Below are 5,782 nucleotides of genomic sequence, written 5' to 3' on the forward strand. Positions count from 1 at the left end.
GACTTGCATACATTTATATTCACCCGTTTAGGTGACATGCAATTATTTAATAGCTTTTCATGCCTACCCATTCTATGATTTTAGCTAAACACAATAAGGCTGATGAAATTAAAATCGTAGCGACTCGTCCTACTCCGCAATCTCTGGTAGCTCATCAATATGACAAAGTATTTGCCAACAGCAATGCTGATGCAGCCGTTCTTTGTAAGGCTGAAAAAGCCGATGCTAGTATCACAACATCGGTTGCAGCAAACCGTTATAAGCTGAATATTATGAAAAATTTTGGACAAGTGCCAATGGCTTTCTTGCTCCATTCGCTAAAGTCAGCTCATTATAAAACAATCTGAAGCTCCTCTTTCTATTGTTAACTTGGTTGACAAATTCCGTATGCGTCAAGAACGAGATGGGAGCATTAAGGAACCAACTTCGGCAGATAGTAATATGATTAATGAATTGATCACTCTACTCAATCATCATGCAGATATAATTGACGGATTATCTCCGGAACTTTTGGTGACCACTTCTGATGATCTTCATCAGTGAATGCTCAGCGGTTTAACTACCCCTCCTAAACTTGATAACACCTTGACTGCTTTCAAAGCGCCATTACCAGATGCTCCCTTGTTTTTCTTGGCTCCAATGCGTGCAACAAATGAACCTGATCCAGAAGGATTCCGACTGGAATTAGACAGGATATCGTCATGAAACGGACTATCTTGCCGACGCCTCAAAATATACAAAGGATTATGTATCACCTTTTCAATGTATAAAAATGGGAAGAGCATCAAAAGGTTTTTTAGAAGGCAATTACATTGTTTTATTCCCAAAATCTGTGCAACTGCTAAAAAAATTGACAAACAAGCATTTGCTTTGTCTGACCAGTTGATCTCAACACGCTTGATTGCCTCATTGTCTGAAAAGCGAAACCGCTTCTCAACGGGGGCATTCTCTCGCAACGGGTTCCATGTCACCCATAATTCTGCCCGCCATCCCTCTCCTTCTTCTCGCAAAGTCGGTATAAGCGTTTGCCAAGCTGTCTCTGTAACCGGCTCTGCTTCATCAACCCAACAGAGCAAAATACGACCCATCGATTTGATACTGGCTATATTCCGGTCCAGACCAGAAAACTGAAAGGCTATACGACCATCTATCGACTTAATCGACGACTCCCCAACCTTGTAATAGTCCCTTAAAAAATCATGGGCTTCAATGGCGCGCTTAATCTCCTCCAATGAACTCTCTGCTAGCGAATTCTGAAACTGACGTGCACAAAGTATAGTGCCTGATATCCCTCCCATACCAAATTGATAGCCTTTTAAAGCAGCCATCAAGGCAAATGATCTTGTCTTTCCAGACCCTCTTCCTCCCCAAGCAGCACGCACCAAAGCCTTACCTGTAAAAATCGGTATAAGCTTTGGAACAATATTAATCTGTCGTGTCGTCATTGACCAAAGGCGCGATTTCTACACGCGTTATCATCTTAATGGCGCCCCCATCTTCCCCTGTCACTTGAAGAGGCAAAATCTTTCCCAACAATGACAGATAAGCAGCGGGGCATTTGATTGCCTGTTTTTCTAGATAAGAGATCAAACCATCATCACCATATTTCTTACCAGCGCGCTCAGCTGCCTTAAGCACTGCTTCTTTCAAAATACGTGTCGTTTTATTTGGCACACCTTTTACTCGCCCTTGACCTGCCTTTGGGGGCGTTTTTTTTGCAAGTTTTTCAGTGGTTTTCATGTGTGTTTCTTTTTGTAAACAAGACAATAAAAAAAACCCGCAAAAGCAGGGCTCTGAACAATCATATAAACTTATAAGAAAGGTTATACCTTTACCGTAATTCTAGACACAATTCGACTAGTACAGCAACGCCATAAAACACTATTTTTCATATCCTGTCAACAAAAAAATCACGATATTGTATATTTTTTATTTTTTTACCTAAATCTAGTGTCTTTAACAACCAACCACTCACAATTGTATCATCTAAACGAATCAATTATATGACTAGAAACTAATAAAAAGCGGGGGAGAACAATGCGTGATATTGTCATAGTAATAGTGGGTATACTCATCCTATGGACTATAGTCTCTGACATGCGGGAAGAAGCAGAGAATGGTCGGAATACAGAATTTCAAGGTACTCTTTTATTTGGTATCTTGAATTTTCAAGAAACTCTTTATTAGTAGTAGCAATTTTGTTGTTTGCTTGGAGAAATTACCTAGGAATAATAGCAAATTTTGAACATGATCGCTTAGTCGAATACTCTCAGATGGCGTTTGATTATGAGAATGAAAAAATTAATAAAGCGATTATACAACGAAACGAAGCAGTTAAGGAAAACAGTAGGATGGTCGATAGACACTACAAAGCGATTAAGGAACAAGAGAAAATAATTGAGGAATTATACGAAAAGCTTTGGCAACAACAGAAACAGATAATGATAATGGAAAAACAGAATGAATCTGGTTGAGAAAAAAATCAATTAAAAATTCAATACTATGATTAATGATTAATAAAAAGGGGGAGAAAATGTGGTTTATTATAGGAATTGTAATCCTTATCTTAATAATCCCAATATTAATTGATATTATTATATTAGTAATTTACGGCATTGGATTATTTCTAGGGGGCATACTTGAAACTCTAAAAGAGTTCCTAGATTTAGTAGGAAAAATACTATTAACAATAATACTGCCAACGTTAGAAACTATCGATTATGCTTTTACAAAGGATAAAAGCAAATGGAACGAAATAATTGAAAAACGAGAAAGATTTAGAGAACATAAAGCGATTAAGAAAAAAAAACGGAGAAAAAACAATAAATTATTACTTTCGTTTTGCTAAACGTGGCTTATTTCTACTCTTGCGCCTAGTGGGGCTCTCCTATTTCACAGCAGTGGTTACCTTTATAATTATGTTTTCTACAGGGTACATCATTGCTACGTTTTTCCCCCGCTCTTTTGCCCCTTATTTGTTAGGGACAATTATTTTAATGCTTACTCTTCCCCTTACAGTCTGTATGGCACCAATCCAATATAGAATACAATCGCTACCAGTTTCATTTTTACTACAAATGTTAATTCTTTTTATTGAGTTTCACGAAAACCTCTCTATGGGTATTGTATTCTATATCGCATTCTTTGAGCTATTCGTATATATATTATTTAGCTTTTCTCACGCAGTATTTATAGCCGAACTATCAGAAGAGCAATCAACTGCCTTTGAAACATTATAATAAACATTTACCATTTAGTTTTTCTGTCAAAATATTTATGAAGCGCGTTAAGAGCGACCCGCAATGAATTCACAAGATGTGGTAATGTTTGGTCTTCGACAACAATATATTGTATTGCTGCATAAAGATTATACTGTCTATAGAGATGTTGTGTTTCTTTTATCGCCTCTTGCATATTAGAAAACTGTCCTGTTGCAAATTCGACCCATTTTTCTCTTGCTTTGTCATCAGAAGATGATGGTATTTCGTCATAAACAGCGCTTGGTAAACCTTTTGCACACAAATAGTCATTTTTCACTTCAAGATATTTTTGCGCAGCATCATACTGATCTTGAGTAAGCACACCTTGCAAACATAGCCGCCCAACATAAGACCCAGCAAGCGGATTTTTAGCCTCTTCAATCGTCAAACCAAAGCGTTTAGCACGCATTTCAATTGCCAATTGATTAACAGGATCTTGACGTACTTTCATTTGTGAAATATAAGCATCTTTCTTTTTCATACATCCCCTAATCTGTGGGAGCCCACATGTTTCTCTTTGCTCTATTTTTTAATCAAAATGGCATGCTATCATTAAGAGATGCGCTATAATCTTTAGCACCTGAAGCGATAGCATAATTTTGAGAAGTAACGGAAGAAGAGGTAGACTGCTCTTTCTTTGCATCAAGCAAATACAACTCGCCTTTGAATTGCGGTAAAACAATCTCTGTTGTGTAACGGTCAATACCATTTTTATCTTGCCATTTGCGTGTTTGTAATTTTCCTTCTACGTAAACTTTTGAACCTTTGTTGAGATATTGAAGTGCAATTTTTGCCAAATATGGATTAAAAACCACAATGGAGTGCCATTCCGTTTTCTCTACTTTTTGATGAGTATTTTTATCCGTATAGCTTTCAGAAGTTGCCATACGAAAATTGACTACTTCTGTTCCAGAATTCATTGTTTTGCTTTCGGGATCATTCCCTAAATAGCCAATTAACATCACTTTATTTAGCATGTTTTTTCTTACCTTAAACTTGTATTTAAATACATAGAAAATCTTAGCATGCTTTGCTTATTTTTTCAATTATTTCAAAATGATATTATTGTTTTTTAACATATAAAATTATGTTTTTTATCTTTTGATAAACATAAAGCCACATCACGCAAATGACATGGCTTTCTTTTTTCTATTTTAAAGCAGGCGCCCCCGCCGCACCACTGCTTTTTTACGCAATTTGATCTAAAATCGTTTCATTTCCATTGATTATGATATTGTCACAAATGCTAGCATTGACCACAAACTTTGGCATTGCCATAAACTTCAGCATACATATCAACGCTAGCATTGCCAAATACATGCGCATTCCCATAAACCTTGCCTCTAACATCTGCTTTTCCATAGACCTTAGCATTATCAAAAATATGAGTGGTGCGTAGAGTTTGTGCTTCACCAAAAACCTCTGCATTGCCATAAACATGACCATCTATCCAAACCTTACCGTGAATTTTTGCATTATCGTAAACACGGGCGTCACCATAGACCCAAGCATCACCAAAGATTTGTGCATTACCGTAAACACGCGCCCTTTGACAAACACGGGCGTTATCTCTAACCCAGCAATCACCATCATGCGAAAGGTGCATACTGCTTTCTATAAATCCACCTAGGTCACCTGCTTTTACGTCTCCAAAATCTCTAATGGCTCTAATAAGACGCAATGTGTGTAAACCAGCAACAATTGTCTCACCTGTAAATTCATATTTTTTCATTGGAATTTTTCCTTAACGTAATGGAGTTTTCAATTGACACCCTATAAGGGCGCCGGGCGTTGAAAACACGGCGTTAAGTCCGTCGCTATGCTTTCCCCTAAAAAGAGTATTATATAGCACAGCACACCCGACATAAATCATTATACGCTTTAATAAGCATAAAAGACAATCAGTATTTAAAGGCATGGGAAAGGCTGTTTCGTAACCTATCCGCTTAACGCTAAGTGTTTTCAGCACTTGATACTTTTCTAACAGCATGCCTTTCGAATGTCAACATGCCTTTGCAATTTTTTCTTTTTTATACTTACCTAATTGAATATAACGCGCTTTTTCTAGCTTGCTGTCTATAATGTCATAAAAATGAAGTCTCTGTAAAAAGTATAAAATCTGAATTTTACTATGATTTTTTAACTGAGCACTGTAGTGTGTAAATAGATATGTTTATTAAACTGCGTGTATATAACATAAGAAACAATATACAAAATAAAAAGGAATACCAAAGAGCAATATCTGAGTACCAAAGTACAGTATCCAATGAAAAAGGAAGTTTGTGTTCCACATACCTAGAAATGACAGGCAAAAAAACCGTTTCTTTATAACTATTTGGAAAAATTAAAACGACAAGCGCTAAAATTATTATATTTAAAAGTCTGTGCATATACTGTTGTAAATCACGTGTTAGTTTCACCCAACCCGTTGTATCATCATCTTTATATTTTGGATTATTTTGCAATTCAAAAGGAATATGAGAATTGCATAAAATTACAAAAATATTTGTTATTATTATCAA

The 5,782-nt window shown here is 36.4% G+C and carries 10 protein-coding genes and 1 pseudogene; 5 read left to right on the forward strand and 6 right to left on the reverse strand.

Annotated elements, in window-relative coordinates; all coding sequences use genetic code 11:
* The first annotated feature begins 59 nt into the window (after positions 1–59).
* Complete coding sequence (locus ACFIO3_RS07690) at positions 60–347, forward strand: hypothetical protein (protein WP_375608387.1); 288 nt, start codon at positions 60–62, stop codon at positions 345–347.
* A 22-nt stretch (positions 348–369) separates the two neighbouring features.
* The gene (locus tag ACFIO3_RS07695; RefSeq protein ID WP_375682350.1) at positions 370–543 is read left to right on the forward strand and encodes a hypothetical protein; all 174 of its coding nucleotides are present in this window, start codon (positions 370–372) and stop codon (positions 541–543) included.
* Positions 544–872: 329 nt separating this feature from the next.
* Here ACFIO3_RS07695 and ACFIO3_RS07700 read toward each other — a convergent pair.
* Together ACFIO3_RS07700 and ACFIO3_RS07705 are read right to left on the reverse strand one after the other, a co-directional pair.
* Positions 873–1,445 (reverse strand): annotated as a pseudogene (locus ACFIO3_RS07700) (phage terminase large subunit); the annotation flags it as partial.
* A complete protein-coding gene (locus ACFIO3_RS07705) occupies positions 1,426–1,740 on the reverse strand; it encodes a hypothetical protein (RefSeq protein WP_375607311.1) in 315 nt (104 codons plus the stop codon). The pseudogene ACFIO3_RS07700 and the gene ACFIO3_RS07705, both read right to left, overlap by 20 nt.
* 297 nt (positions 1,741–2,037) lie before the next feature.
* Here ACFIO3_RS07705 and ACFIO3_RS07710 point away from each other — a divergent pair, with 297 nt between their 5' ends.
* The 3 genes from ACFIO3_RS07710 to ACFIO3_RS07720 all read left to right on the forward strand — a co-directional run bounded on the left by ACFIO3_RS07710 (position 2,038) and on the right by ACFIO3_RS07720 (position 3,239).
* Positions 2,038–2,187 (forward strand): hypothetical protein, encoded by a 150-nt coding sequence (locus ACFIO3_RS07710; protein ID WP_375608389.1) that lies wholly within the window; start codon positions 2,038–2,040, stop codon positions 2,185–2,187.
* Positions 2,188–2,201: 14 nt separating this feature from the next.
* The gene (locus ACFIO3_RS07715) at positions 2,202–2,474 is read left to right on the forward strand and encodes a hypothetical protein (protein ID WP_375704279.1); all 273 of its coding nucleotides are present in this window, start codon (positions 2,202–2,204) and stop codon (positions 2,472–2,474) included.
* 285 nt (positions 2,475–2,759) lie between these two features.
* Complete coding sequence (locus tag ACFIO3_RS07720) at positions 2,760–3,239, forward strand: hypothetical protein (RefSeq protein ID WP_375608391.1); 480 nt, start codon at positions 2,760–2,762, stop codon at positions 3,237–3,239.
* A gap of 7 nt (positions 3,240–3,246) precedes the next feature.
* Here the strand turns inward: ACFIO3_RS07720 and ACFIO3_RS07725 are convergent, their stop codons facing one another.
* From ACFIO3_RS07725 to ACFIO3_RS07740, 4 genes are all read right to left on the reverse strand, one after another.
* Positions 3,247–3,741, reverse strand: a complete 495-nt coding sequence (locus ACFIO3_RS07725; RefSeq protein WP_375608392.1) for a hypothetical protein — start codon at positions 3,739–3,741, stop codon at positions 3,247–3,249.
* Between the two features lie 52 nt (positions 3,742–3,793).
* Positions 3,794–4,237, reverse strand: coding sequence for a single-stranded DNA-binding protein (gene ssb / locus ACFIO3_RS07730; protein WP_375608393.1), 444 nt, complete (start codon positions 4,235–4,237; stop codon positions 3,794–3,796).
* A gap of 269 nt (positions 4,238–4,506) precedes the next feature.
* The gene (locus ACFIO3_RS07735; protein ID WP_375608394.1) at positions 4,507–4,992 is read right to left on the reverse strand and encodes a hypothetical protein; all 486 of its coding nucleotides are present in this window, start codon (positions 4,990–4,992) and stop codon (positions 4,507–4,509) included.
* Between the two features lie 397 nt (positions 4,993–5,389).
* Positions 5,390–5,782: hypothetical protein (locus ACFIO3_RS07740; RefSeq protein WP_375704280.1), on the reverse strand; the 393-nt coding region annotated here is incomplete at its 5' end.

The organism is Bartonella sp. AD328YNZD (genome assembly GCF_042196425.1).

Excerpts from the sequence above, each read along its gene's own strand:
- ACFIO3_RS07690 (WP_375608387.1), top strand. The coding sequence starts at position 60 with ATGCCTACCCATTCTATGATTTTAGCTAAACACAATAAGGCTGATGAA.
- ACFIO3_RS07705 (WP_375607311.1), bottom strand. The coding sequence starts at position 1,740 with ATGAAAACCACTGAAAAACTTGCAAAAAAAACGCCCCCAAAGGCAGGT.
- ACFIO3_RS07710 (WP_375608389.1), top strand. The coding sequence starts at position 2,038 with ATGCGTGATATTGTCATAGTAATAGTGGGTATACTCATCCTATGGACT.
- ACFIO3_RS07725 (WP_375608392.1), bottom strand. The coding sequence starts at position 3,741 with ATGAAAAAGAAAGATGCTTATATTTCACAAATGAAAGTACGTCAAGAT.
- ssb (WP_375608393.1), bottom strand. The coding sequence starts at position 4,237 with ATGCTAAATAAAGTGATGTTAATTGGCTATTTAGGGAATGATCCCGAA.
- ACFIO3_RS07735 (WP_375608394.1), bottom strand. The coding sequence starts at position 4,992 with ATGAAAAAATATGAATTTACAGGTGAGACAATTGTTGCTGGTTTACAC.